General features: G+C 69.2%; 20 protein-coding genes and 1 riboswitch. Of the genes, 16 read left to right on the forward strand and 4 right to left on the reverse strand.

Annotated features, from left to right (window positions below):
- Positions 1-20: 20 nt before the first annotated feature.
- From L1081_RS06280 to L1081_RS06290, 3 genes are all read right to left on the reverse strand, one after another.
- Complete coding sequence (locus tag L1081_RS06280; protein ID WP_124960495.1) at positions 21-842, reverse strand: sulfite exporter TauE/SafE family protein; 822 nt, start codon at positions 840-842, stop codon at positions 21-23.
- Between the two features lie 282 nt (positions 843-1124).
- Positions 1125-1457, reverse strand: coding sequence for a cell division protein ZapA (locus L1081_RS06285; protein WP_489415680.1), 333 nt, complete (start codon positions 1455-1457; stop codon positions 1125-1127).
- Positions 1454-1678, reverse strand: a complete 225-nt coding sequence (locus L1081_RS06290) for a hypothetical protein (protein WP_012747655.1) — start codon at positions 1676-1678, stop codon at positions 1454-1456. The genes L1081_RS06285 and L1081_RS06290 overlap by 4 nt, the downstream gene beginning before the upstream one ends.
- A gap of 70 nt (positions 1679-1748) precedes the next feature.
- Positions 1749-1997, forward strand: a riboswitch (cobalamin riboswitch).
- A gap of 99 nt (positions 1998-2096) precedes the next feature.
- Between L1081_RS06290 and L1081_RS06295 the strand changes: the two genes are divergently transcribed.
- The 12 genes from L1081_RS06295 to L1081_RS06350 all read left to right on the forward strand — a co-directional run bounded on the left by L1081_RS06295 (position 2097) and on the right by L1081_RS06350 (position 12912).
- Positions 2097-4037 (forward strand): TonB-dependent receptor domain-containing protein, encoded by a 1941-nt coding sequence (locus tag L1081_RS06295; RefSeq protein WP_489415681.1) that lies wholly within the window; start codon positions 2097-2099, stop codon positions 4035-4037.
- Positions 4022-5431, forward strand: coding sequence for a cobyrinic acid a,c-diamide synthase CobB (locus L1081_RS06300; RefSeq protein WP_489415682.1), 1410 nt, complete (start codon positions 4022-4024; stop codon positions 5429-5431). Before L1081_RS06295 ends, L1081_RS06300 begins: the two co-directional genes overlap by 16 nt.
- On the forward strand, positions 5421-5996 hold the full coding sequence (locus L1081_RS06305; protein ID WP_489415683.1) for a bifunctional adenosylcobinamide kinase/adenosylcobinamide-phosphate guanylyltransferase: 576 nt from the start codon (positions 5421-5423) through the stop codon (positions 5994-5996). Before L1081_RS06300 ends, L1081_RS06305 begins: the two co-directional genes overlap by 11 nt.
- A complete protein-coding gene (locus tag L1081_RS06310) occupies positions 5993-6862 on the forward strand; it encodes a helical backbone metal receptor (RefSeq protein ID WP_489415684.1) in 870 nt (289 codons plus the stop codon). Before L1081_RS06305 ends, L1081_RS06310 begins: the two co-directional genes overlap by 4 nt.
- A gap of 15 nt (positions 6863-6877) precedes the next feature.
- Positions 6878-7888 carry an iron chelate uptake ABC transporter family permease subunit gene (locus L1081_RS06315; RefSeq protein ID WP_489415685.1) on the forward strand — a complete coding sequence of 337 codons (1011 nt, stop codon included), beginning with the start codon at positions 6878-6880 and terminating at the stop codon, positions 7886-7888.
- A complete protein-coding gene (locus tag L1081_RS06320) occupies positions 7885-8664 on the forward strand; it encodes an ATP-binding cassette domain-containing protein (protein WP_489415686.1) in 780 nt (259 codons plus the stop codon). Before L1081_RS06315 ends, L1081_RS06320 begins: the two co-directional genes overlap by 4 nt.
- Before the next feature lie 24 nt (positions 8665-8688).
- Positions 8689-9258 (forward strand): cob(I)yrinic acid a,c-diamide adenosyltransferase, encoded by a 570-nt coding sequence (gene cobO, locus L1081_RS06325; protein ID WP_489415687.1) that lies wholly within the window; start codon positions 8689-8691, stop codon positions 9256-9258.
- A 4-nt stretch (positions 9259-9262) separates the two neighbouring features.
- The gene (gene cbiB, locus L1081_RS06330; RefSeq protein WP_489415688.1) at positions 9263-10207 is read left to right on the forward strand and encodes an adenosylcobinamide-phosphate synthase CbiB; all 945 of its coding nucleotides are present in this window, start codon (positions 9263-9265) and stop codon (positions 10205-10207) included.
- A complete protein-coding gene (locus tag L1081_RS06335; protein WP_489415689.1) occupies positions 10204-11229 on the forward strand; it encodes an aminotransferase class I/II-fold pyridoxal phosphate-dependent enzyme in 1026 nt (341 codons plus the stop codon). The genes cbiB and L1081_RS06335 overlap by 4 nt, the downstream gene beginning before the upstream one ends.
- Positions 11230-11245: 16 nt before the next feature.
- Positions 11246-11599: a CidA/LrgA family protein gene (locus L1081_RS06340; RefSeq protein WP_012747666.1), complete on the forward strand. Its 354-nt coding sequence runs from the start codon at positions 11246-11248 to the stop codon at positions 11597-11599.
- Between the two features lie 63 nt (positions 11600-11662).
- Complete coding sequence (locus tag L1081_RS06345; protein WP_489415690.1) at positions 11663-12394, forward strand: LrgB family protein; 732 nt, start codon at positions 11663-11665, stop codon at positions 12392-12394.
- Between the two features lie 41 nt (positions 12395-12435).
- Positions 12436-12912 (forward strand): OsmC family protein, encoded by a 477-nt coding sequence (locus L1081_RS06350; protein WP_489415691.1) that lies wholly within the window; start codon positions 12436-12438, stop codon positions 12910-12912.
- A 17-nt stretch (positions 12913-12929) separates the two neighbouring features.
- Here the strand turns inward: L1081_RS06350 and L1081_RS06355 are convergent, their stop codons facing one another.
- On the reverse strand, positions 12930-13844 hold the full coding sequence (locus tag L1081_RS06355) for a LysR substrate-binding domain-containing protein (RefSeq protein ID WP_489415692.1): 915 nt from the start codon (positions 13842-13844) through the stop codon (positions 12930-12932).
- 183 nt (positions 13845-14027) lie between these two features.
- On the opposite strand from L1081_RS06355, the gene L1081_RS06360 reads away from it, so the two are divergent.
- The 4 genes from L1081_RS06360 to L1081_RS06375 all read left to right on the forward strand — a co-directional run bounded on the left by L1081_RS06360 (position 14028) and on the right by L1081_RS06375 (position 21147).
- Positions 14028-14909 (forward strand): alpha/beta hydrolase fold domain-containing protein, encoded by an 882-nt coding sequence (locus L1081_RS06360; protein WP_489415693.1) that lies wholly within the window; start codon positions 14028-14030, stop codon positions 14907-14909.
- Between the two features lie 150 nt (positions 14910-15059).
- On the forward strand, positions 15060-16310 hold the full coding sequence (locus L1081_RS06365; RefSeq protein ID WP_489415694.1) for an efflux RND transporter periplasmic adaptor subunit: 1251 nt from the start codon (positions 15060-15062) through the stop codon (positions 16308-16310).
- A 40-nt stretch (positions 16311-16350) separates the two neighbouring features.
- On the forward strand, positions 16351-19626 hold the full coding sequence (locus L1081_RS06370) for a multidrug efflux RND transporter permease subunit (protein WP_489415695.1): 3276 nt from the start codon (positions 16351-16353) through the stop codon (positions 19624-19626).
- Positions 19627-19659: 33 nt separating this feature from the next.
- A complete protein-coding gene (locus L1081_RS06375; protein WP_489415696.1) occupies positions 19660-21147 on the forward strand; it encodes an efflux transporter outer membrane subunit in 1488 nt (495 codons plus the stop codon).
- The last annotated feature ends 76 nt before the right edge of the window (positions 21148-21223 follow it).

The following is a 21223-nucleotide window of genomic DNA, read 5'->3' on the forward strand; positions in this document are numbered from 1 at the left end:
GGGCTTTCAATACGCTGCTCTCAGCCTTGCAGGCCCTTCCAGAGCATGTAGGCCGCCAGCAGATACAGGATGCTCGCAAAGACGCGCTTGAGCTTCTTCACCGGCAGGTTGTGCGCCGCCTTCGCACCCAGGGGCGCGGTGAGCACGCTGCACACCGCGATGACCGCGAGCGCGGGCAGCCAGATGTAGCCGAACGCGCCGGCCGGAAGGCCCTGCACCGACTGTCCGCTCACCACGTAGCCCAGCACGTTGGCCACCGCGATCGGAAAGCCGAGCGCGGCGCTGGTCGCCACGGCGTTGTGGATGGAGATGTTGCACCAGGTCATGAACGGCACGCTGACGAAGCCGCCGCCCGCGCCGACCAGGCCCGAGATGAAACCGATGGCGCCGCCCGCCGACAGCTGCCCCGCGGTGCCCGGCATCTGGCGCGTGGGCTTGGGCTTGCGGTCGAGGAACATCTGTGTGGCCGAGAAGCCCACGAACAGCGCGAAGACGATGGCGAGCACCGTGCCCTTGAGCAGCGCGAACACGCCCAGGCTGCCCAGCAAGCTGCCGATGACGATGCCGGGCGCCAGGCGCCGCACGATATCCCAGCGCACCGCGCCGCGCTTGTGATGCGCACGCACGCTGGATACCGAGGTGAAGATGATCGTGGCCATCGAGGTGGCGATCGCCATCTTCACGGCAAGATCGGAGGCCACCCCGCGGTGCCCCATGATGATCGTGATGAACGGCACCATGAGCATGCCGCCGCCGATGCCCAGCAGCCCCGCCAGGAAACCGGTCCCCAGGCCGAGTGCGGCCAGTTCGGCGATCAGGAGGGGGTCGAGCAGGGAAGTCACGCAGCGGAGCCTTGAAAAAAAGCAACGGCCCCGTGCAGCGCATGCAGGGGCCGTATGAACGGAAAAAGGTGTCTGCAAGTGGGCGCCGAACCCGCATCCTGAACCAGGGTTCAGGTGGGCGAGGGCAGCAAGACTTCGGGTTCATCTGACGCGAGATGATCACACCCGTCAAGCGATGTACCAAGCCCGGCTCCGGAGAGCATTGGAACAAGGAAATATTAAGCCCGACGCGCACCGCAGACAGTTCGGATTTTACGCCCCGGACGGGCCGGATGCTTCCGCTCAGAGTAAATGGTCATCGCCCGCGAGGGCTTGATCGAGTTTTTGAATGAGTTGGGCGGCCCTGGCATCGGCGTCGCCGGCGTCTGCCGCGGGCGATGCGGCCACGGGAGCCGGCGCGGCCGCAGCGGCCGCTTGCTGGGCCGCCAGGTCGAAAGCCAGGTTCAGCGAAGCGAGCACCGCGATGCGGTCGCGCGCCTTCACCTTGCCCGCATCGCGGATCTTGCACATGGCCGAGTCCACGCGCTCGACGGCTTCGCGCAGCTGCGCCTCGCCGCCTTCGGGACAGCCGAGCAGATAGCTCTGGCCCATGATCTGAACTTCAATCTGCTTCATGCGGGGGAATCTTGGGAAGGTGGTTCGGCCGGCAGCCGCTCGAGCAGCGCATCGAGGCGCGTGCGGGCCGCGGCCAGCCGCGACTTCAGCGCGTCGCGCTCGCGCGTGAGCGCTTCGACCTGCTCCTGCAGCAGCGCATTGGTGCGCTGCACCTCTTCATGACGCACGAGCAGGCGTTCCACACGCTCGGCGATCTGGTCGATGGGGCTAGAGGCGGGCATGGTTGGCGATTGTAGTTTCCCCGGCGGACGCCAGGCGGCGCAACTTTTGGCTTACTGCGTTGGCGCAGGCCCTAAAATCCTGCGCGTTGGTGCCTGCGGCGTGGTTCACACGTCGCGGTTCAACGGGAAGCAGGAGTGAACGCCCCCCGGAAACGGAACAAGGCCGAAGCCGCCTGCGCTGCCCCCGCAACGGTCAAGCAGTCGACGCCGCAAGCGTCAACCTCATCCATCAAGCCACTGGGTGCCCTGAAACAGGCGCCTGGGAAGGCGGTGAGGTCGCACTGCCAGCCCGGATACCGGCCAACGAGGCGGCTGCCGCATGCGCGATCGATTTTCGATTCGGCGCGCAAGGCAGCCATTGCGTCCAAGCGCCGGCGGGGAAGCCGGCAACGGGCATAGACGTTCGTTCGCTCCATTCATGACTTCCAGTGGCTCCCTCTCTCTCGGCCGTGCGCCTGCACGCCGCCGCCTTGCTTGCCTGCCGCTCGCGCTGGCATCCGCTTTCGGCGGCATGGCCCTGCTTCAACTGCCGGCCGTCGCACATGCGCAGCAGGGTGCGCCGGCACTCGGCGAAACCGTGGTCACCGCCAACCGCACGCCGCAGCCGCTGTCGGACCTGGTGGGCGACGTGTCCGTGGTCGACCGCCAGACCATCGAGCGCAGCGGCGCGGTCGGCGTGGCCGACGTGCTGGCGCGCCTGCCGGGCATCGAGATCACGCGCAACGGCAGCGTGGGCAACACCACCAGCCTGTACATCCGCGGCGCCGAGACGCGCTTCACGGCCGTCTATATCGACGGCGTGCGCGTCGATTCGCAATCGACCGGCGGCGCCGGCTGGGAAAGCATTCCGCTCTCGCAGATCGACCGCATCGAAGTGCTGCGCGGCCCGGCCGCCGCGGTGTACGGCTCCGATGCGGTGGGCGGCGTGATCCAGCTCTTCACGAAACGCGGCGAAGAGGGCGTGGCGCCCTACGCGGGCATCGGCTTCGGGAGCCATGGCCTGCGCAAGGCGGAGGCGGGCGTGAGCGGCAAGTCGGGCGCCTTCGACTACTCGCTGGGCGTTGCGCACGAGGAAAGCCGGGGCTTCAACGTGCTGCCGATGGACAAGCGCACACCCTCGAAGGACGGCTTCACCAGCCCCGACCGCGACGGCTATCGCAGCAACGCCGGCAATCTGCGGCTGGGCTACCAGCTCACGCCGAACCAGCGGCTGGAAGCCACACTGCTGTACAGCGACATGGAAGCCGGCTACGACCCGCCGGTGAGCTTCAGGACCCGGCCGCCGATCCTGTTCAAGAACGACATCTCGAACAACACGCTGCGCACGGCCGGGCTCTCGTGGTCGGCCAAGTGGAACGACATCTACAGCACGCGCGTGCAGGTCACCGATTCGCAGTCGGTCTACAAGACCCAGCCTTCGTTCTACCGCACCGAAACCAATCTGCGCGGCTACCTGTTTCAGAACGAGTTCCGCTTCGGCCCGCACTTGGTGACGGCCACGCTCGAGCGCCGCGAAGACGCGCTCGAGAATGCGCCCACCACCAGCAGCGGCCTGTTCTCGAGCAAGCGCTCGCAGGATGCGGTCTCGCTCGGCTACGGCTTCGTGCAGGGCGCGCATTCGCTTCAACTGCATGTGCGCCATGACAACGACAGCGAATTCGGCGGCAAGACCACCGGCAGCGCCGCCTACGGCTACGCGATCACGCCGCGGCTGCGCGCGACCGTCTCGGCCGGCACCGCCTTCCGCGCGCCCACGCTGTACCAGCGCTTCAGCGAATACGGCGTGGCCAGCCTCAAGCCCGAGTCGAGCCGCAACGTGGAGCTGGGCCTGCAGTACACCGACGGCGGCACGCATGCTGGCATCGTCGTCTACCAGAACCGCGTCGAGAACCTGATCGTGTTCGACGGCTCGGCCACCAACTGCCGTTCCGGCTTCGGCTGCTATGCCAGCACCGCTCGCGCCCGCTACCAGGGCGTGACGTTGTCGGGCGGCCACCGCATCGGCGACGTGACATTGCGCGCATCGCTCGACTTCCAGGACCCGCGCGACCTGGACACCGACCATCTGCTGGCACGCCGCGCGCGCCGCCACGGCACGCTCGGCGCCGACTGGCGCATTGCCGGCTGGACGCTGGGCGCCGAGCTGCAATCGTCGAGCAAGCGCTTCGACGATGCGGCCAACACCCGCAAGCTGGGCGGCTACACCGTGCTGAACCTCGTGGCCAGCACGCAGATCACGCGCGACATCGGCCTGGTGGCCCGCGTCGACAATGTGGGCGACAAGGACTACACGCTTGCACGCGGCTACGCCACCGGCGGCCGCAACGCTTACATCGGCCTGAAGTGGACACCGCAATAAGCCAGCCCCGCGCCAACAGCGAACCGATCGCTGCGCACACCTGCGCCGCCGTGCTGGTGGCGGCGCCGGCCTCGGGCCAGGGCAAGACCACCGTGGCGGCCGCGCTGGCGCGCCTGCATGCGCGGCAGGGTCGGCGCGTGCGGGTCTTCAAGTGCGGGCCCGACTTCCTCGACCCGTACTGGCTGGCGCTTGCCAGCGGCGCGCCGGTGCATTCGCTCGACCTCTGGATGACCGGCGAGGCCGACTGCCGCCGGCGGCTGCATGCGGCCGCGGCCGAGGCCGACCTGCTGATCGTCGAAGGCGTCATGGGCCTGTTCGACGGCAGCCCCAGCGCGGCGGACCTGGCCGAGCGCTTCGGCCTGCCGGTGCTGGCCGTGATTGATGCACAGGCCATGGCGGGCACCTTCGGCGCACTGGCCTACGGTTTGCAGAACTTCCGTCCCGCGCTGCCCTGGGCCGGCGTGCTGGCCAACCGCGTGGCGGGCGAGCGGCATGCCGGCATGCTGAAAGAGGCCTTGCGCGAACCGGCGCAATGGCTCGGCAGCCTGCCGCGCGGCCCCGGTTTCGAACTGCCCGAGCGGCACCTGGGGTTGGTCGCCGCGCATGAACTCGGCGACGCGACGGCGCGGCTTGATGCGGCTGCCGACGCGATGGCCGCCACGCTCCTCGGCCAACGGCTGCTTGCCGAATGGCCGCAAGTGCGTTTCGAAGCTGCGCTGGCCGAGCTGCCGGCGCACATCGATCCGCTATTGCAGGGGCGCACCATCGCGGTCGCGCGCGACGCGGCCTTTGCCTTCATCTATCCGGCCAACCTCGACGTGCTTGCGGCGCTCGGCGCGCGGGTCGTGTTCTTCTCTCCGCTCGCCGGCGATACGCTGCCCGCATGCGATGCGATCTGGCTGCCTGGCGGCTATCCCGAGCTGCATGCGAAGGCGCTCTCCAACTGCAGCCCGTTGCGCATCGCGCTGGCCGCGCATGCCGCCGCGGGCAAGCCGGTATGGGCCGAGTGCGGCGGCATGATGTCGCTGTTCGAGCACCTGGAAACGGCCGATGGCGCATCGCATGCGCTCTGGGGCTTGCTGCCGGGCCGGGTGGCGATGCACAAGCGGCTCGCGGGCCTTGGTCCTCAGCAGCTCAAGCTCGGCGCCCACACCTTGCGCGGCCACACCTTTCACTATTCGAGTTGCGAAACGCCGCTGGTGCCGGCGGCCTTCACCGGCAGGCCGGGCGTGGACGCCCGCGCGGGAGAGGCCTTCTATGTGCACGGCCCGGTGCGGGCAAGCTATTTTCATGCGTGGTTCGCGTCCAGCCCCGAAGCCACGGCCAGGCTGTTCGGTGCGATGCCGATCGAGCTCGAACGCGAAACCCCGGAGGCCGATGCGCATGCCCGTTGAACACGAATTCATCCTCGGTGGCCAGAAGAGCGGCAAGTCGCGCCGCGCCGAACAGCGCGCCGCCGAGTGGCTGGCCGAGACGCCTGCCATGCGGCGCGCCGTGCTGATTGCCACTGCGCAGGCGCATGACGACGAGATGCAGGAGCGCATCGTGCGCCACCAGGCCGACCGCGCCCGGCGCGTGCCCGCCATGCGGACCGTGGAAGAACCGGTCGAGCTGGCGCGCGCCATCGTCACGCAGAGTTCGCCCGACACGCTGGTGGTGGTCGACTGCCTCACGCTCTGGCTCACCAACCTGCTGATGCCGCTGCGCTCCGAGACCGCGCAGCCGGTCACGCGCACGCCGGCCGCGCATGCCGCGATGCTGCTCATGGCGCTGCGCGAAGCGCGCGGGCCCGTGGTGCTGGTGGGCAACGAGATCGGCCTGGGCGTGATTCCGCTCGGCCGCGAAACGCGCGCCTTCGTCGATGCGCTGGGCCGCATGAACCAGGACGTGGCAGCCGTTTGCGACCGCGTCACGCTGATGGCGGCCGGCTTGCCGTTGACCCTGAAGGCGCCTGCATGACAGCCCGCTGGATTCGATTTCTATCCGCGGCCTTCGGGCTTGGCTTCTTCGCGCTGGCCGCGCATGCCCTCGACGTGGTCGACGAGCGCGGCGTGACGGTGAGCCTGCCGCAGCCGCCGCAGCGCATCGTCACGCTGCTGCCGTCGCTGACCGAAGGCGTCTGCGCGCTCGGTGCGTGCTCCCGGCTGGTGGGCGTCGACAACTATTCCAACTCGCCCGACGCGGTGCGCGCCTTGCCGCAGCTGGGCGGTGGGCTCGACCCGAACGTCGAAGCCATCGTGGCGCTGCGGCCCGATGCGGTGCTGCTCGCCAAGTCCTCGCGCGTGACGCAGCGGCTCGAGGCGCTGGGTCTCAGGGTGCTGGTGCTCGAACCCAAGAGCCACGCCGATGTGCGGCGCGTGCTCGACAAGCTCGACCAGGTGCTCGGCACCCGCGAGGCGCCGAGCATCTGGCGCGCGATCGATGCGAGCGTGTCGGCCGCGGCGCAATCGCTGCCGGCCAGTGCAAGAGGCCAGCGCGTCTACTTCGAGGTCAACAGCGCGCCCTATGCGGCCGGCGAGTCGTCGTTCATCGGCGAGACGCTCGCGCGGCTGGGCATGAGGAACATCGTGCCGGCTTCGCTCGGGCCCTTTCCCAAGCTCAACCCCGAATACGTGGTGCGCGCCGATCCAGATCTCATCATGGTCAGCGTGCGCAGCGCGGCGGGCATGGAGCAGCGGCCGGGCTGGAGCGGCATCCGTGCGGTGCGCGAAGGGCGCATCTGCCGCTTCGACGCCGCGCAGTCGGACGTGCTCGTGCGTCCCGGGCCGCGCATGGACGAGGCCGCACGGCTGATGGCGCGCTGCATCGCGGAGAAGGCCGGCTGAGCCCGGGTGGACTTCATGCACACACGCCATCAGCGCCGCGTCTGGCTCTTCGGCATCGCCTTGCTGGTGCTGGGCGGTGCGCTGGCGGTGTTCGGCCTGGGCATCGGCAGCACCGGCTTCGAAAGCCTGCTCGCGGCGTGGCGCGATCCGGTCGCGCTGCGCATCGTCTGGGACATCCGGCTGCCGCGCACCCTCGGCGCCTGGCTCGCGGGCGCATTGCTCGGGCTCGCGGGCTCGGTGGCCCAGGGGCTGTTCCGCAATCCGCTGGCTGACCCTTATCTGCTGGGCAGTGCCTCGGGCGCTTCGCTCGGCGTGGCGGTGGCGCTGCTGCTGTTCGGCGGCTCGGCCGCCAGCACGCAATGGGCGATGCGCCTGGGGCTCACGGGCGCGGCCTTCGTGGGCGCGGTGCTCGCGGTAATGCTCACGCTGGTGCTCGCGCGCGGCGTGCAGCAGACGCTGCGTCTATTGCTCGCGGGCGTGATCGTCGGCGTGGTGCTCGGCGCCGCCAAGGACCTGATCACCATCGCCTCGGCCGACATCCTGCAGGCCATCCAGGGCTTCATCCTCGGCAGCACCGGGCTGGTCGGCTGGAGCGCATGCGCGGTGATGGCGGCGGTCGGCGCGGCGTGCCTGTTGCTGGGCTGGGCGCTCGCGCCGGTGCTCGACGGCCTTGCACTCGGCGAAGCGACCGCCCGCAGCCTCGGCCTGCCGCTGGGCGCGATGCGCGCCACGCTGGTGGTGGTGCTCGCACTGGCCACCGGCGCAGCGGTGGCGCAGACCGGGCTGATCGCCTTCGTGGGCCTGGCCGCGCCGCACCTCGTCCGCTCCGTGGTCAAGACCACGCACGCCGGTTTGATCGTGCTGTCGGCCGCAATGGGCGGCCTGCTGCTGATGGCGGCCGACCTGCTGGCGCGCTGGCTCATCGCGCCGCAGGAACTGCCCGTGGGCGTGCTCACGGCGGTGCTCGGCGGCAGCTACCTGCTGTGGCTGATGCACAGGCGCAGCGCGCGGGGCGGGGTGGCATGAACCAGGTTCCCGCAGTCGAAGCACGCGGGCTGAGCGCCACGCTCGGCAACACCGAGGTGCTGCACGGCATCGACCTGAAGCTCGGTGCGGCGCGCTGGACCAGCGTGGTCGGGCCGAACGGGGCGGGCAAGTCGACCCTGCTCAAGGCGCTCGCGGGCCTGCTCGCGCACCGCGGCGAAGTCTTTCTTTTCGGCGAGCCGTCGGCCAAGGTGCCGGGCCGCCTTCGCGCGCAGCGCCTGTCGTGGCTGGGCCAGAGCGGCGCGGCGGGCGAGGGCAGCGCCGACGACCTCATGGTCTACGACATCGCCATGCTCGGCCGCCTGCCGCACCAGCGCTGGCTCGCGGCGCCGAGCACGGCCGACCGCGCGGCGGTCGAGCGCGCATTGCGCGGCACCCAGGCCTGGGAGTGGCGCGAACGGCCGCTCGGCCAGCTCTCGGGCGGCGAGCGCCAGCGCGTGCTGCTGGCGCGCGCGCTCGCGGTCGAGGCCGAACTGCTGCTGATGGACGAGCCGCTCGCCAACCTCGACCCGCCGCACCAGGCCGACTGGATGCGGACCACGCGCGCCCTGGTGGCCGAGGGCCGCACCGTGGTCAGCGTGCTGCACGAACTGCCGATGGCGCTGGCCGCCGACGAGCTGGTGGTGATGAACCATGGCCGCGTGGTGCACCACGGCGGCAGCAGCGAACCGGCCACCCACGCCGCGCTCGAACAGGTGTTCGACCACCGCATCCGCGTGCACCGCGTGGCCGACCAGTGGATCGCGCTGCCGAACTGACGAACATCAACAAGGGCCCGCCTCATGCAAATCGAAACTCCCCCCAGCGAGAAGCCGTACGACAAGGCCGAAGGCGAACGCCGCGGCATCGTCATCGTCAACACCGGCGACGGCAAGGGCAAGAGCACCGCGGCCTTCGGCCTGGCGCTGCGCGCGCACGGCCGCGGCAAGGCGGTGAAGATCTACCAGTTCATGAAAGTGCCTTCGGCGCGCTTCGGCGAGCACCGCATGTTCGAGCAGATCGGCATTCCGATCGAGGGGCTGGGCGACGGCTTCAGCTGGAAGAGCCAGGACCTCGAACGCTCGGCCCAGCTCGCGCGCGACGGCTGGGAGAAAGCCGGGGCGGCCATTCTCTCGGGCGAGTTCTTCCTGGTGGTGCTCGACGAGATCACCTATCCGCTGATCTACGGCTGGCTGCCGCTCGAAGGCGTGCTCGAAACGCTGCGCACGCGGCCGAAGCACGTGCACGTGGTGCTCACGGGCCGGCGCTGCCCGCCCGAGATCGTCGAGCTGGCCGACACCGTGACCGAGATGGCCATGGTCAAGCACGCGTTCAAGGCCGGCATTCCGGCGCAGCGCGGCATCGAGGACTGATCGGGTGGCCGCCGCCGCCGCGCTGTGGCTCGCATTGGCCATCGACCGCTGGCTGGGCGAACCTGCTGCGCGCTGGCATCCCGTGGTGTGGATGGGGCGCTACCTCGGCTGGATCGGCTCCCGCATGGCGCCACGGCCGGCCGATGCGAAGCCGCGCGATCTGCCGCTGTTCCTGGCCGGGGCGCTGGCCTGGGGCGTGGGCGCGATGCTGGTTGGCGCGCTGGCGCTGGCATTGCAGGCAAGCGCCGCGCAATGGCTGCCTGGCTGGGCGGCGGCCCTGGTGCTGGCCCTTGCGCTGAAGCCGCTCTTCGCATGGCGCATGCTGCGCGCCGAAGTGCTTGCCGTGGAGGCGGCGCTGGCCATGTCGCTGAAAGCGGGCCGCGCGCAGCTCGCCCTGCTGGTGAGCCGCGACGTCTCGGCGCTCAGCGAGTGCGAGGTGCGCGAGAGCGCGATCGAGTCGCTGGCCGAGAACCTCAACGATTCGCTCGTGGCACCGCTGTTCTGGTTCGTGCTGCTGGGGCTGCCGGGCGCGGCGGTCTACCGCTTCGCCAACACGGCCGATGCGATGTGGGGCTACCGCGGCGAACGCAATGGCCGCGACTGGAGCTGGTTCGGCAAATGGGCCGCGCGCGCCGACGACCTGCTCTCGTGGCTGCCGGCACGGCTCACGGCGCTGCTGCTTGCACTTGCGGCATGGCGTTGGCCGCGAGACGTGGCGCGCGAGGCGCGCCGCACGCCGTCCCCCAACAGCGGCTGGCCGATGGCGGCGATGGCGCTGCTGCTCGGCGTGCGGCTTGCCAAGCCCGGCGTCTATGCCTTGAATGCCGAAGGGCGGTCCGCCGAGGCGGCCGATACGCAGCAGGCCGCGCGATGGGGCGGCAGGGCGGTGCTGGCAACGGCCGCTTGTGCATCATTGGCCATCTTCTTCGCGGCAACCCACGGGGCATGACACAGGAACAAACGACATCCACCGGCCTGCTGCATGGCGGCCCCGACGCCACCGGCACCGCCTGGCACGATTTCTCGACCAACGGCAATGCCACGGGCTCATGCCCCGTGGTGCTTGCCGCGCTGCGTGCGGCCGACGCGGCGCACTATCCGGACCCGGGCTACACGGCGCTGCGCCACGCCTTGGCAAAGTTTCACGGCGTGGCCGCCGAACGCATCGTGATCGCGGCCAGTGCGAGCGAATTCATTCACCGCATCAGCGCGGCCTTTGCACAGGGCGGCGGCCGGCAGGTCGTGCTGCCGGCGCACAGCTATGGCGACTACGAGCGCGCGGCGTCGGCCTGGGGCCTGCAGGTGCTGCGGCCGCCGGCGCTGCACGGCGAAGAGGTGCTGCGCTGGTGCTGCGAGCCTTCGAGCCCGCTGGGCCAGCCTGAGGCCGATCTCGCGCTGCACGCCGCGGCCGCCGGCGCCTGCGTGCTCGACCTGGCCTACGAAGCGCTGCGCCTCGAAGGCGCGGCATCGCTCGACGCGGCGCAGCGCAACCGCGTCTGGCAGCTGTGGACGCCCAACAAGGCCATGGGGCTGACGGGCATTCGCGCCGCCTATGCCATTGCGCCCGAAGGCAATGCCGCCTCGCCGCTCAAGCAGCGCCTCGAGCGGCTGGCCCCCTCATGGCCGGTGGGCGCGCACGGCGTGGCGCTGCTCGAGACCTGGATCGGCGACGCCGCGCAAGCCTGGCTCGCCCGAAGCCTGCGCACGCTGCGCGAATGGAAGGCGCAGCAGCGCGCCCTCTGCGAATCGATGGGATGGCAGTGCCTGCCGAGCGACGCCAACTTTTTCTGCGCGCGCACCGATGCGCCTTACCCGCGGCTGGCCGCCCGGCTGCGCACCGAAGGCATCAAGCTGCGAGACTGTGCATCATTCGGCCTGCCGGGCCATGTGCGGCTCGGCGTGCTGCCGCCGCAGAGCCAGCAGGCGCTCAAAGAGGCCTGGACGCGCGCCGCGGCTTCGACCGAACCTTGAAAGCCAGGACATCCGCATGCTCTACGCCATCACGACGCTCTTTCTTTGCCAACTGGCCGGCGAACTGCTCGTGCAGTGGCTGGGCCTGCCGATTCCAGGTCCGCTGATCGGCATGCTGCTGCTATTCATCGTGCTGCTCGTGCGCGGCGGCGTGCCCGAGGCGCTGAACGAGACCTCCGGCCATCTGCTGCGCAACCTCATGCTGCTGTTCATTCCCGCGGTGACCGGCGTCATGCTGCATTTCGAACGGGTAGGACGCGAATGGCTTCCGTTCCTTGCGGCCGGCATCGTGGGCGCGGCCTTCACCATGGCCGTGACCGCGCTCACCTTGCGCTGGATGATCCGCATTACCGGCAAGGATGCCGAATGAGCGCCGCGCCGGGCCGCCCCAAGCAAGCTCGCACCGCAGCGCGAAGCGCGGAGGTTCTCTAGCATGACCCCACCGGCAAAGCTGTCCGAGATCTGGGTCTTCCTGGCGCAGTCGCCGCTGCTGTGGCTGTCGCTCACGCTGCTGGCCTACCTGGGCGCGCTGTGGCTGCACAGGCGCAGCGGCGCCAACCCGGCGGTCAATCCGGTGCTGGTGTCGGTGGTCGTCATCGTGGGCGTGCTGCTCGTCACGCGCACGCCCTACGACACGTATTTCGAAGGCGCCAAGTTCGTGCACTTCCTGATCGGGCCGGCCACCGTGGCGCTGGCCGTGCCGCTGTATGGCCAGCTCGGGCGGCTGCGGCGGCTGTGGCTGCCGATCGGAGTGGCGCTGCTGGTGGGCTCGGCGGCGGCCATCGTGTCGACCATCGGCATTGCCTGGGCGCTGGGCGGATCGCAAGAGCTGCTGATGTCGCTCGCGCCCAAGTCGGCCACCATGCCGATCGCGATGGGCGTGGCCGAGAAGATCGGCGGGCTGCCATCGCTGGCCGCGGTGGCGGCCGCCGTGGCGGGTATCTCGGGCGCGATCATGGCCACGGGCCTGCTGAACCTGCTGCGCATCAAGGAGCCCGCGGTGCGCGGCTTTGCAGTGGGCATGGCGGCGCACGGCATCGGCACCGCGCGAGCCATTCAGGTGAACGAAACGGCGGGCGCCTTCTCCGCGCTGGCGCTGGGGCTGAACGGCATCGCGACGGCACTGCTGGTGCCGCTGCTGATCAGGCTCGCCGGCTTCTTCTGACGCAGAATGGCGCCTTCTCTTTTGGCTCTGGAGAGCAAGGCATGGCCCAGTACACCGCAGAAATCCTCTGGCAGCGTGGCGACCAGGACTTCCTCGGCAATAACTACAGCAGAAGGCATTCGCTGCGCTTCGATGGCGGCGCGGAAGTGCCGGGCTCCTCGTCGCCGCACGTGGTGCCGCTGCCGTTTTCCGATGCGGCGGCGGTCGACCCCGAAGAAGCCTTTGTCGCATCGCTGTCGAGCTGCCACATGCTGTGGTTCCTCACCATGGCGGTGAAGCGCAAGTTCATCGTTGACCGCTACTTCGACGCGGCGAGCGGCCTCATGGAAAAGAACGCCGAGGGCAAGCTCGCGATGACCGTGGTCACGCTGCGTCCCGAGGTCAGTTTCTCGGGCGAGAACCTGCCCACGCGCGAGCAGGTCGAGCACATGCACCACCGCGCGCACGAAGAGTGCTTCATCGCCAATTCGGTGAAGACCGAGGTGCGCTGCGAGCCGGTGTTCGTTCCGGCCGGTTGAGGAGCGTCAGGCGGACTTCAGCGCCGCTGCAGCCGCGGGTTCTTCGCGAACAGCTCCGCTGCCCAGTCCACAAAGGCCCGCACCTTCGCGCTCAGGTGGCGGTTGGGCGGATAGACCACGTGGATCGGCAACGGCTCGCGCTGCCAGTCGGGCAGCACCTCGATCAGCTCGCCGCTTGCAAGCAGCGGCTCGGCCATGAAGGTGATGCACTGCGAGATGCCGAAGCCGCCGAGCACCGCCGCCATGTGGGCGTTGCTCTCGTTGACCGACACGCGGTAGGGGCCGTTGAGCTCGATGTACTCGTCGCCCTTCCTGAACTCGTGCGGGTAGATGCGCCGCGTGCTGCCCGAGAAGTAGCTCACCACGTGGTGCCGCTTCTCGATGTCGTTCGGATGCTGCGGAATGCCGTAGCGCTTGACGTAGGCGGGCGACGCCACGGTCACGAAATGCAGCGTGCCGATGCGCCGGGCCACCAGCGACTGGTCGCTCAGTTCGCCGGCACGGATCACGCAGTCGACGTTGTCGCTGATGAGGTCGACCGTGCGGTCGCTCACGCCCAGGTCGACCTGGATCTCGGGGTAGCGGTCGCAGAAGGTGGCCAGCGCGGGCAGGATGATCTGCCGCGCCACCGAGGTGCCGACGTCGATGCGCAGCCGTCCCGTGGGATTGGCCTGCGCGTTGGTCATGCTCGCTTCGATGTCGTCGAAGTCGTTCAGCAAGCGCGCCGCGCGTTCGTAGTAGGCGGCGCCGTCCGGCGTGACGGTGACGCGCCGCGTGGTGCGGTTCAGCAGCTTCACCCGCAGGCGCGATTCCAGCGCCTGGATCTGCTTGGTGACCGTTCCCTTGGGCAGGGCGAGCGAGTCCGCGGCCCGGGTGAACGTGCCCGCTTCCACCACACGGACGAAGATCCGCATTGCCTGGATTTGATCCATTGATGACTGTTCCTGGGAGCCCGGCCATTGCCGAGAGGACGCGGATTCTCACACAAGGTGACAATCCCCGGCGTTTCCTGGATTGTTAGCTGTTTGGAAACAGAGTAGGGGCGGGTTGCCTGTTTAACGCCACACTGGCCGCCTTATATTTCGACTATCGCCAATCCTCCTGAGGTTGCCTCCATGTCACCCCGCCCATCGTCCCGCTCTGCCGAAGCCGCTGCTCTCGCCGCGGCGCAAGGCGTGGAAGCCGATCTTGCGATCGAGCTGCCCGGCCGCGAGCCCGTGGGCGCCCGGGTCTACGGGCTGCGCCCGCGCGGTGAGACGGTGCCGCTGGTGCTGCATTTCCATGGCGGCACCTTCATCTGCGGCAACCTGGACAACGGCCGCAACGTGGCCCGGCTGCTGGCCGGCGCGGGCGCGGTGGTGGTGTCGGTGGACTATCCGCTGGCGCCCGAGTCGCCGTTCCCCGAGCCCATCGAAGTGGGCTATGCCGCGCTCGAGTGGCTCTACAAGCAGCGCGTGAAGCTCGGCGGCAAGGGTGCCCAGGTGTACCTGGCCGGCGAAGAGGCCGGCGGCAACCTGGCCGCCGGGGTGGCGCTGATCGCCCGCGACCGGGCGCATCCGCCGCTGGCCGGGCAGATCCTGCTGTCGCCCATGCTCGACCCGTGCGCGGGCACGGCATCGCTGCGCAAGGCCACCAACGACTCGGCCGAATGCCGCTGGGCCACGGGCTGGGAAAAGTACCTGAGCTGCCCGTCGAACGCGATGCACCCGTATGCGGTGCCGAGCGGATCGCTGCGGCTGTCGGCCCTGGCACCCGCCCTGGTGCTGGTGGGGCCCGACGATGCGATGCGCGACGAGGCGATGACTTTTGCCGGGCGCCTGCGCGCGGCCGGCATCGACGTCACCAGCAGCGTGCTGCCTGGTGCCGCCAACTGGCCCAAGGCCCTGTACGACCCCGAGCCTTCGGGCTGCAAGACCTGCGAAGCCAGCGTGCAGCAGCACTTCCGCGAATTTTTCAGTGCCACCACGCCGCCCCCGGTAGCACCCAAGCCCAGCTAGGCGGGCCGGTCGCGGCAGCCCTGCTGACGACGCGACGCCGCCCCTCGGCCCACCGGTAACCCCGGTCATTTTCGAGTTCCGCCTCCTGGCGCCAAAAGCGCCGGGATGGCCTGTTGCATCCCAAGAAGTCATCGAGAAGGACGAACCATCATGTCGAACAACAAGCAAAACCTTTCTTCCGCCGCCCGCAAGGGCCTGTGGCCCGCCGTGACCGGCCTCACCGCACTGCTGGCGGTGGCCGCCGCGGTGCTCGGCATGCAAAGCTTCAAGGCCGAGGCCACGGCCCCGGCCGCGGCGCAGCAGGGCACGCCGGTGTCGGTGGCCACCGTGGCATCGAGCGAGATCAATGCCTGGGACGAGTTCTCGGGCCGGCTCGAGGCGGTGCAGCGCGTCGACGTGCGCTCCCGCGTGGCGGGCGCCGTGCAGTCGGTGCACTTCCGCGAAGGCGCACTGGTGAAGCAGGGTGACCTGCTGATCACCATCGACCCCGCGCCGTACGCGGCCGAAGTGGAGCGCGCCGAAGCGCAGGTGGCCTCGGCCCAGGCGCGCCAGGCCTTCAGCCGCAGCGAGCAGGAGCGCGCCAAGCGCCTGTGGGATCAGCAGGCCATCGCCCAGCGCGAATACGACGAGCGCGTGAACGCCGCCCGTGAAGCCGAGGCCAACCTGCGTGCCGCGCAAGCGTCGCTGCAGTCGGCGCGGCTGAACCTGGGCTACACCCAGGTGCGGGCGCCGGTGGCGGGGCGCATCGGCAAGCTCGAAGTGACGATGGGCAACCTGGTGGCCGCCGGCCCCGGCGCGCCGGTGCTGACCACGCTGGTGTCGGTGAGCCCGATCTATGCGAGCTTCGATGCCGACGAGCAGGTGATCACGCGGGCTCTGAAGGACCTGCCGAGCGGCGCCAGTGCCCGTGGCCAGATCGAGAGTATTCCCGTGCAGATGGGCACCGCCGGCCTCGAGGGCACGCCCTTCACCGGCAAGCTGCAGCTGATCGACAACCAGGTCGATGCGCGCAGCGGCACCGTGCGTGTGCGGGCCTCGTTCGACAACAAGGACGGCAGCCTCATTCCCGGCCAGTTCGCCCGCATCCGCATGGGCCAGGCGCGCAACGACTCCGCATTGCTGGTGAGCGAGCGCGCCATCGGCACCGACCAGAACAAGAAGTTCGTGATGGTGGTGGGCGAGGACAACAAGGCCACGTACCGCGAAGTGACGCTCGGCGCATCGATCAACGGGCTGCGCGTCGTGAGCAAGGGCCTGAAGGCCGGCGACCGCGTGGTGGTCAACGGCCTGCAGCACATCCGCCCCGGCGCGCTGGTGGTGCCGCAGAGCGTGACGATGGACGCCAAGGCCGACACCAAGCAACAACAACCGGAACGCGTCGCGGAAGCCGCGAAGTCCTGAACTCGGAGGGGAGCGCCCTGGCGCTCGCCGGAGAAACAACATGAATCTCTCTAAATTCTTCATCGACCGGCCGATCTTTGCCGGCGTGCTGTCGCTATTGATCCTGATAGCCGGCCTGATCGCGCTGCGCGGGCTGCCGATCTCTGAGTACCCGGAAGTCGCGCCGCCCTCGGTGGTGGTGCGCGCCCAGTACCCGGGCGCGAACCCGAAGGTGATCGCCGAAACCGTGGCCACGCCGCTCGAAGAGCAGATCAACGGCGTCGAAGGCATGCTCTACATGGGCAGCCAGGCCACCACCGATGGCGTGATGACGCTCACGGTCACCTTCCGCCTCGGCACCGATCCCGACAAGGCCCAGCAGCTGGTGCAGAACCGCGTCTCGCAAGCCGAGCCGCGCCTGCCGGAAGAAGTGCGCCGCCTCGGCATCACGACCGTCAAGAGCGCGCCCGACCTGACGATGGTGGTCCACCTCGTTTCGCCGAACAACCGCTACGACATCAACTACCTGCGCAACTACGCGGTGCTGAACGTCAAGGACCCGCTCGCGCGCATCGAAGGCGTGGGCCAGGTGCAGATCTTCGGTGGCGGCGACTACTCGATGCGCGTCTGGCTCGACCCGCAGAAGGTCGCGCAGCGCGGCCTCTCGGCCAGCGACGTGGTGGCTGCCATCCGCGGCCAGAACGTGCAGGCTGCGGCCGGCGTGGTCGGCGCTTCGCCGGGCCTGTCGGGCGTGGACATGCAGCTCTCGATCAATGCGCAAGGGCGCCTGCAGAGCGAGGAAGAGTTCGGCGACATCATCGTCAAGAGCGGCACCGACGGCGCCGTGACGCGCCTGCGCGACATCGGCCGCCTCGAGATGGGGGCTGCCGACTACTCGCTGCGTTCGCTGCTCAACAACGACCCGGCCGTCGGCATGGGCGTGTTCCAGGCACCGGGCTCCAACGCGCTCGACATCTCGTCCAACGTTCGCAAGACGATGGCCGAGCTCAACAAGAACATGCCCGAAGGCCTGGAATACCGCATTGCCTACGACCCGACGCAGTTCGTGCGCGCATCGATCGAATCGGTGATCCACACGCTGCTCGAAGCCATCCTGCTGGTGGTGCTGGTCGTGATCCTGTTCCTGCAGACCTGGCGCGCGTCGATCATTCCGCTGCTGGCCGTGCCGGTGTCGGTGATCGGCACCTTCGCGGTGCTGCACGTCCTCGGTTTCTCGATCAACGCGCTGAGCCTGTTCGGGCTGGTGCTGGCGATCGGCATCGTGGTGGACGACGCCATCGTGGTGGTGGAGAACGTCGAGCGCAACATCGAGGCGGGTTTGACGCCGCGCGAAGCCACTTACCGGGCGATGCGCGAAGTGTCCGGGCCCATCATCGCGATCGCGCTGGTGCTGGTGGCCGTGTTCGTGCCGCTGGCCTTCATCAGCGGCCTCACGGGCCAGTTCTACAAGCAGTTCGCGGTGACCATCGCGATCTCGACGGTGATCTCGGCGATCAACTCGCTCACGCTGTCGCCCGCGCTCGCCGCCTTGCTGCTGCGCGGCCATGACGAGCCCAAGGATGCACTGACGCGCGGCATGGACAAGGCCTTCGGCTGGCTGTTCCGCGGCTTCAACAAGCTCTTCAGCCGCGGCTCGGAAGCCTACAGCGGCGGCGTCAAGAGCGTGATCTCGCGCAAGACGCTGATGCTGGCGATCTACCTCGCGCTGATCGGCGTGACCTTCGGCCTGTTCAAGGCCGTGCCCAGCGGCTTCGTGCCGGCGCAGGACAAGCAGTACCTGATCGGCTTTGCCCAGCTGCCCGACGGCGCCACGCTCGACCGCACCGACGAAGTGATCCAGCGCATGGGCGAGATCATGAAGAAGAACCCGAACGTGGAAGACGCCATCGCCTTCCCGGGCCTGTCGATCAACGGCTTCACCAACAGCTCGAACTCGGGCATCGTGTTTGCCACGCTCAAGCCCTTCGACCAGCGCAAGCGCGCCGACCAGAGCGGCGGTGCGGTGGCCGGGCAGCTCAACGGCGCCTTCGCCAGCATCCAGGACGCGTTCATCGTGATGTTCCCGCCGCCGCCGGTGGCGGGCCTGGGCACCACGGGCGGCTTCAAGCTGCAGATCGAAGACCGCGCCTCGGTCGGCTACGACCAGATGGACGCGGCGGTGAAGGCCTTCATGGCCAAGGCCTATGCCGCGCCGGAGCTCGCGGGCATGTTCACGAGCTGGCAGGTCAACGTGCCGCAGCTCTATGCCGACATCGACCGCACCAAGGCGCGCCAGCTCGGCGTGCCGGTGACGGACATCTTCGACACCATGCAGATCTACCTCGGCAGCCTGTATGCGAACGACTTCAACAAGTTCGGCCGCACCTACAGCGTACGCGTGCAGGCCGATGCGCCGTACCGCGCCCGCGCCGAAGACGTGGGCATGCTGAAGGTGCGCTCGACCACGGGCGAGATGGTGCCGCTGTCGGCGCTGATGAAGGTCAATTCGACCTTCGGGCCGGAACGCGCCATGCGCTACAACGGCTACCTGGCGGCCGACATCAACGGCGGCCCGGCCCCGGGCTATTCGTCGGGCCAGGCGCAGGACGCGATCACCAAGATCGCGGCCGAGACGCTGCCCAAGGGCGTGAGCTTCGAGTGGACCGAGCTGACCTACCAGGAAATCCTGGCCGGCAACTCCGCCTTCCTGGTGTTCCCGCTGGCGATCCTGCTGGTGTTCCTGGTGCTGGCCGCGCAGTACGAGAGCCTGACGCTGCCGATCGCCATCATCCTGATCGTGCCGATGGGCATCCTGGCCGCGATGACGGGCGTATGGATATCGGGGGGTGACAACAACGTCTTCACGCAGATCGGCTTGATCGTGCTGGTGGGGCTGAGTGCGAAGAACGCGATCCTGATCGTGGAGTTTGCGCGGGAGCTCGAGTTTGCCGGCAGAACGCCCGTACAAGCCGCGATCGAAGCCAGCCGCCTGCGCCTGCGCCCGATCCTCATGACCTCGCTGGCCTTCGTGATGGGTGTGCTGCCCCTCGTGCTGTCGACCGGCGCGGGTTCGGAGATGCGCAAGGCCATGGGCGTGGCGGTGTTCGCCGGGATGATCGGCGTGACGGCCTTCGGCCTGTTCCTGACGCCGGTGTTCTATGTGCTGCTGCGCCGCCTGGCGGGTAACCGCGCGCTCAAGCTGCATGGCGAAGTGCCGCATGGCGAGGAGTTTGTCTCTGCGGGCCATCCGGTCGCCCCGGCACCCTCGTCGCACGGTGGTTCGGGTGGCGGCGGGCTGCACCCGGTGCCGGCCTCGCCGCGTCCTTCGCACGACTGATCGCATGGTCGATCAAGAAGAAAGTTCATCATCATGAAATTCGCATTTCAACCCTGGGCCCGTACTGCCTTGCTGCCGCTGGTGGCAGCCCTGGCGCTGGCCGGCTGCGCGACCGTGCCCTCCGGCGTGCCGGAGATCCAGACCACCGCCCAGTTCAAGGAGCAGGGCGCCGCCCCGCCCGCGGGCTGGACGCGTGCCGTGCCCTCCGAAGCGCAGGCGCGCGGCGCCTGGTGGCTGGCGTTCAACGACCCGGTGCTCGATGCGCTGGTCGAGAAGGCCGACGTCAACAACAACAACATCCAGGCCGCGGCGGCGCGGCTGGCCGAGGCCCGCGCCCTGGCGCGCAGCGCCAACGCCGACCGCATGCCGCAGATCGGCCTGGGCGCGGGCGCCAATCGCGGCGCCGGGCTCGACAAGGCCACGGCCAGCACCAGGCCGGCCACCATGACCAACATCGGCGCCACGTTCTCGTACGAGGTCGACCTGTTCGGCCGCCTCTCGGGCGCGAGCAACGCGGCCAAGCTCGATGCACAGAGCCGCGAGGCCCTGCTGCAGAGCACGCGCCTCGCGGTGCAGGCCGAGGTGGCCCAGACCTACCTGCAGCTGCGCGCACTCGACGCCGAGCGCGCGCTGGTGCGCGAACAGGTCGAGGCGTACCGTGACACGCTGCGCCTCTCGCAGCGCCGGCAGCAGGCCGGCGACATCGCCGAGCTCGACGTGGCGCGCGTGCAGACCGAGGTGTCGTCCACCGAGTCGGACGCGCTCGCGCTCGACCGGCAGCGCGCCCAGGTCGAGCATGCGCTGGCGGTGCTGGTGGGCGACTCGGCCTCGAGCTTCGGCCTGCGCACCGACGACTGGGCCACCGCGCTGCCGTCCGTGCCGCCCGGCGTGCCGGCCACGGTACTGACGCGCCGCCCGGACGTCTCGGCCGCGCAGAACGCGGTGCTGTCGGCACAGGCTCGCGTGGGCGTGGCGCAGGCGGCCTGGTTCCCGGACATCTCGCTGACCGGGGCCGCCGGCTACGCATCGCCCGAAATCGGCGACCTGTTCAAGTGGTCGGCCCGCTCGTGGGGCGTCGGTGCGCTGCTCTCGCTGCCGATCTTCGACGGCGGCCGGCGCGAAGCCGGCGTGCAGGGCGCCAATGCCCAGCTCGACGGCGCGCTCGCGAACTACCGCAACCAGGTGCTGGTGGCGTTCCAGGAGGTCGAAGACCAGCTGTCCGCCATCCGCATCCTGCAAGAGCAGTCGGTGGTGCAGGCACAGGCCGTCACTTCGGCGCAGCGCGCGACCAGCCTGTCGGACACGCGCTACCGCAACGGCTACATCAGCCAGCTCGACCTGCTCGATGCCCGCCGCAGCGAATTGCGCAACCGGCGCCAGGCGCTGCAGGTGAAGTCGGCGCAGTACCAGGCGGCCGTCGGGCTGATCCGCGCCATCGGCGGCGGATGGGAGGTGCCGGCGGCCACCGCAGGGGCGCAGCCCCAGGGCGGGGCAGGCGCGCTACAGACCGCGGCACGCTGAAAGAAACACCAAGGGGCGCAAGCCCCTTTTTCTTTGCCTCTTCGCGGCTGCCGCAAGAGGGCTGCGGCGACAACGG

Source organism: Variovorax sp. MSC1_012, assembly GCF_023667525.1.
Classification (GTDB): domain Bacteria; phylum Pseudomonadota; class Gammaproteobacteria; order Burkholderiales; family Burkholderiaceae_C; genus Variovorax; species Variovorax beijingensis_B.

Bases quoted from the DNA above. Each gene is read 5' to 3' on its own strand.
- L1081_RS06295 (WP_489415681.1), top strand. From the start codon at position 2,097: ATGACTTCCAGTGGCTCCCTCTCTCTCGGCCGTGCGCCTGCACGCCGC.
- cobO (WP_489415687.1), top strand. From the start codon at position 8,689: ATGCAAATCGAAACTCCCCCCAGCGAGAAGCCGTACGACAAGGCCGAA.
- L1081_RS06345 (WP_489415690.1), top strand. From the start codon at position 11,663: ATGACCCCACCGGCAAAGCTGTCCGAGATCTGGGTCTTCCTGGCGCAG.
- L1081_RS06360 (WP_489415693.1), top strand. From the start codon at position 14,028: ATGTCACCCCGCCCATCGTCCCGCTCTGCCGAAGCCGCTGCTCTCGCC.
- L1081_RS06350 (WP_489415691.1), top strand. From the start codon at position 12,436: ATGGCCCAGTACACCGCAGAAATCCTCTGGCAGCGTGGCGACCAGGAC.
- L1081_RS06365 (WP_489415694.1), top strand. From the start codon at position 15,060: ATGTCGAACAACAAGCAAAACCTTTCTTCCGCCGCCCGCAAGGGCCTG.
- L1081_RS06290 (WP_012747655.1), bottom strand. From the start codon at position 1,678: ATGCCCGCCTCTAGCCCCATCGACCAGATCGCCGAGCGTGTGGAACGC.
- L1081_RS06355 (WP_489415692.1), bottom strand. From the start codon at position 13,844: ATGGATCAAATCCAGGCAATGCGGATCTTCGTCCGTGTGGTGGAAGCG.
- L1081_RS06305 (WP_489415683.1), top strand. From the start codon at position 5,421: ATGCCCGTTGAACACGAATTCATCCTCGGTGGCCAGAAGAGCGGCAAG.
- L1081_RS06370 (WP_489415695.1), top strand. From the start codon at position 16,351: ATGAATCTCTCTAAATTCTTCATCGACCGGCCGATCTTTGCCGGCGTG.
- L1081_RS06315 (WP_489415685.1), top strand. From the start codon at position 6,878: ATGCACACACGCCATCAGCGCCGCGTCTGGCTCTTCGGCATCGCCTTG.
- L1081_RS06310 (WP_489415684.1), top strand. From the start codon at position 5,993: ATGACAGCCCGCTGGATTCGATTTCTATCCGCGGCCTTCGGGCTTGGC.
- L1081_RS06340 (WP_012747666.1), top strand. From the start codon at position 11,246: ATGCTCTACGCCATCACGACGCTCTTTCTTTGCCAACTGGCCGGCGAA.
- L1081_RS06335 (WP_489415689.1), top strand. From the start codon at position 10,204: ATGACACAGGAACAAACGACATCCACCGGCCTGCTGCATGGCGGCCCC.
- L1081_RS06285 (WP_489415680.1), bottom strand. From the start codon at position 1,457: ATGAAGCAGATTGAAGTTCAGATCATGGGCCAGAGCTATCTGCTCGGC.
- L1081_RS06375 (WP_489415696.1), top strand. From the start codon at position 19,660: ATGAAATTCGCATTTCAACCCTGGGCCCGTACTGCCTTGCTGCCGCTG.
- L1081_RS06320 (WP_489415686.1), top strand. From the start codon at position 7,885: ATGAACCAGGTTCCCGCAGTCGAAGCACGCGGGCTGAGCGCCACGCTC.